Annotated in this window: 3 protein-coding genes and 1 pseudogene; 1 reads left to right on the top strand and 3 read right to left on the bottom strand. The window is 64.1% G+C overall.

Going from position 1 to position 3,550, the window contains the following annotated elements:
• Positions 1-105: 105 nt before the first annotated feature.
• The 3 genes from cydX to AB4Y84_RS16300 are packed head-to-tail and all read right to left on the bottom strand — an operon-like array spanning position 106 to position 3,027.
• Positions 106-219: a cytochrome bd-I oxidase subunit CydX gene (cydX, locus tag AB4Y84_RS16290; protein ID WP_025876452.1), complete on the bottom strand. Its 114-nt coding sequence runs from the start codon at positions 217-219 to the stop codon at positions 106-108.
• A 54-nt stretch (positions 220-273) separates the two neighbouring features.
• Positions 274-1,428, bottom strand: a complete 1,155-nt coding sequence (cydB, locus tag AB4Y84_RS16295) for a cytochrome d ubiquinol oxidase subunit II (protein WP_025876453.1) — start codon at positions 1,426-1,428, stop codon at positions 274-276.
• Positions 1,429-1,443: 15 nt separating this feature from the next.
• Positions 1,444-3,027 (bottom strand): cytochrome ubiquinol oxidase subunit I, encoded by a 1,584-nt coding sequence (locus tag AB4Y84_RS16300; RefSeq protein ID WP_442250448.1) that lies wholly within the window; start codon positions 3,025-3,027, stop codon positions 1,444-1,446.
• Positions 3,028-3,255: 228 nt separating this feature from the next.
• Here AB4Y84_RS16300 and AB4Y84_RS16305 point away from each other — a divergent pair.
• Positions 3,256-3,550 (top strand): annotated as a pseudogene (locus AB4Y84_RS16305) (thiol reductant ABC exporter subunit CydD); the annotation flags it as partial.

The raw sequence follows: 3,550 nt of genomic DNA on the forward strand, positions 1-3,550 counted from the left end.
AAAGCGCCCGCGCCGACAAGGAAGTGCGTTGAAACTGAGCTACACCCCGAAGGAGCCGCCAAGAATACGGTGTGAAGGCCGTATCGGCAACCCTTTTTTACAGTTTCAACGCACTTCCTTGTCGGCGCGGGCGCTTTCGCGCGCTTCGAACCACATCCCGTTGAGGATGGCCACGACCGAAGCCAGTCCGGCGCCGAGAATCCAAGCGAAATACCACATGGTCAATCTCCTGTGTGCGAGGGGTGTGCCGACCCTGGGCCGGCACACGGGCAATCAGTACGCGTTGGGGTTGTCGTCCATGTCCTCGACCGTCGTCTTGCCCTTCAGCACGCGGTACACCCAGGTGGTGTAGGCGAGGATGATCGGCAGGAAGATGGCCGTGGCCAGCAGCATGACCCACAGCGTGAGGTGGCTGGACGAACTGTCCCAGACGGTCAGGCTGGAGGTGGGCTGGCTGGAGGACGGCAGCAGGAACGGGAAGATCGCAAAGCCGACGGTGAGGATGATGCCGGCAATGGACGCGCCCGAGGCGATGAAGGCCAGGCCGCCACGACGCGCGCGCAGCAGCACCGCACTGGCAAGCGCACCCAGCAGGCCCAGCACCGGGAACACCAGCGTTGCCGGCATGCTGCTGTAGTTGCGCAGCCAGCCACCTGCAGCGGACCCCAGTTCGGCGGTCTTCAGCAGCGGATTGGTCGGCCCGTCGGTCACCACCTGCGAGGTGATCTGGTAGCCCGGCAGGCCGAAGGCCACCCAGGCGCCGGCAGCGGCGAACAACACGAAGCTGATGATGGCGGCGATGCTGCCGTAGCGCGCTGCACGTTCGGCCACCGGGCCGTCGGTCTTGAGCACCAGCATGGCCGCACCGTGCGACACCAGCATGGCCACGCTGATCAGGCCGGCGATGAGCGCGAACGGCGTGAGCAGGCCGAAGAACGAACCGGTGTAGGTCACGCGCAGTGTGTCATCGAAGTGGAACGGCACACCCAGCAGCACGTTGCCCACGGCGACGCCGGCAATCAGGCCCGGCAGCAGGCCACCGACGAACAGCACGCGGTCCCAGTTGTCGCGCCAGCGCTTGGACGGCAGCTTGCTGCGGTACTTGAAGCCGACCGGGCGCAGGATCAGCCCGAACAGCATCGCAAACACCGCCAGGTAGAAGCCGGAGAAGCTGACCGCATACAGCGGCGGCCATGCGGCGAAGATCGCGCCGCCACCCAGCACCAACCAGACCTGGTTGCCTTCCCAGACCGGGCCGACGGTGTTGATCACCAGCCGGCGTTCTTCATCGGTCTTTGCCACGAACGGCAGCAGCGTGCCGACGCCAAGGTCGAAACCATCCATGACGGCCCAGCCGACCAGCAGGATGCCGAGCAGCAGCCACCAGATCACGCGGAGCGTGGTGTAATCAAGTGCAATGAATTCCATCTGGATTCTCCTGCCTCAGGCCTGGCCGGGGGCAACGGCATTGGGGGAAACAGGGCGGATGTCGGCCTGCAGCGTCGGCAGGATGTCGTCCGGGCCCTTGCGGACCGCCTTCAGCATCAGCTTGATTTCGATGATCAGCAGCACCGTGTACAGGCTGGTGAACACCGCCAGCGTGGTCAGGATTTCATGCAGTGCCAGGCCCGAAGCCGCATAGAAGGTGGGCAGCACGCCGTCCACTGCCCACGGTTGGCGACCGTACTCGGCCACGAACCACCCGCATTCGATCGCGATCCACGGCGCCGGCAGGCTCCACACGGCCAGCTTCAGGAACCAGCGCTTGTCCTGGAAGTTGTTGCGGCACGAGTAGTAGAAGGCCAGCGCGAAGAAGGCGATCAGGTAGAAGCCCAGCCCGGCCATGATGCGGAAGGTCCAGAACAGCGGCGCCACGCGCGGTACGGTATCCATCGCGGCCTTGGAGATTTCCTCCGGCGTCGCGTTGAGGATGTCTTCGCGGTAACGCTTCAGCAGCAGGCCATGGCCGAGATCCTGCCAATGGCGATCAAACATTTCACGCGCTGCAAGATCGGTCTTGTCCTTCTTCACCCGTTCCAGTGCGCCATAGGCGATCTGGCCACCGCGGATGCGGTGCTCGGCACGCTCCACCAGTTCCAGGATGCCCGGAATCGGCTGGTCCAGCGAACGGGTGGCGATCAGGCCCATCAGGTATGGGATCTTGATCGCGTAGTCGTTGGTGTGGGTGTCCTGGTTGGGAATGCCGAAGGCGGTGAAGTCGGCCGGCGCACGCTCGGTCTCCCACATCGCTTCGATCGCCGCCAGCTTCATCTTCTGGTGCTCGCTGGCGGCATAGCCGCTCTCGTCACCCAGCACCACCACCGACAGCGAGGACAGCAGGCCGAAGGCCGCGGCCACCGCGAACGAACGGCGGGCCATGTCCCTGTGCTTGTTGCGCAGCAGGTACAGGGCGCTGATGGACATCACGAAGATTGCACCGGTCACGTAACCGGCACTGACGGTGTGCACGAACTTGGCCTGCGCCACCGGGTTCAGCAGCACCGCGGCGAAGTCGACCACTTCCATGCGCATGGTTTCCGGGTTGAACACCGCACCGGTCGGGTTCTGCATCCAGCCGTTGGCGATCAGGATCCACACCGCCGACAGGTTGGTGCCCAGCGCCATCAGCCAGGTCACGGTGAGGTGCTTGACCGGGCTCAGGCGCTTCCAGCCGAAGAAGAACAGGCCGATGAAGGTCGCTTCCAGGAAGAACGCCATCAGGCCTTCGATGGCCAACGGCGCACCGAAGATGTCACCCACGTAGTGGCTGTAGTACGACCAGTTCATGCCGAACTGGAACTCCATCACCAGGCCGGTGGCCACGCCSATGGCGAAGTTGATGCCGAACAGSRYGCCCCAGAACAGGGTCATCTGCCGCCAGACCTGCTTGCGGGTCATGACGTACACGCTTTCCATGATGGCCACCATGAAGGACAGGCCAAGCGTGAGCGGTACGAATAGGAAGTGGTACATCGCGGTCAGAGCGAATTGCAGCCGCGACAGTTCTACGACTGTCTGAYCAATCATGGCCTGGCTACCTCGTTGGATAGTGCCGTTGCAGGTGGCGGGAAGGGTGGTCTACGGGGTGAATGATGTGACCGACTACTTCAAACAGCCTTGATCCAGATCAATGTATGAACAGGTATTCAGGAGGATCGTATGCCAACCCGATGAAGACTGCGACCGCCGGCCGCAGGGGAAGGCTGTTGCCTGCGCCTACAATGCCGTCCATCCCCCTGCTGCCTGTGAAGAGCCTTGAGCGCTGCCGAACCGACCGCTGACGCCCCTGATCGGGATGACGAATCGACCCGCCTGCGGCGTGTGCGTACCGCCTGGCTGGCCGATCTGGCCCGTGCCGCGAAGGGGCGGCAGCGGCTGGCGTCGCTGTGCATCAGCGTGTCCGGTGCGCTGTTGATCGCTCAAGCTGCCGCCATCGCCTGGCTGGTGCAGCAGGTGCTGGTCGAGCGCGTGCCGCTGGCCCAGGGCCTGCCGGTGCTGGCCGCGTTGGCGGTGATCCTTGTCGTGCGCACCCTGCTGGGCAGTGCCACCC

Origin of the sequence: Stenotrophomonas sp. 2YAF22 (assembly GCF_052114665.1) — a bacterium.
Classification (GTDB): Bacteria; Pseudomonadota; Gammaproteobacteria; order Xanthomonadales; family Xanthomonadaceae; genus Stenotrophomonas; species Stenotrophomonas indicatrix.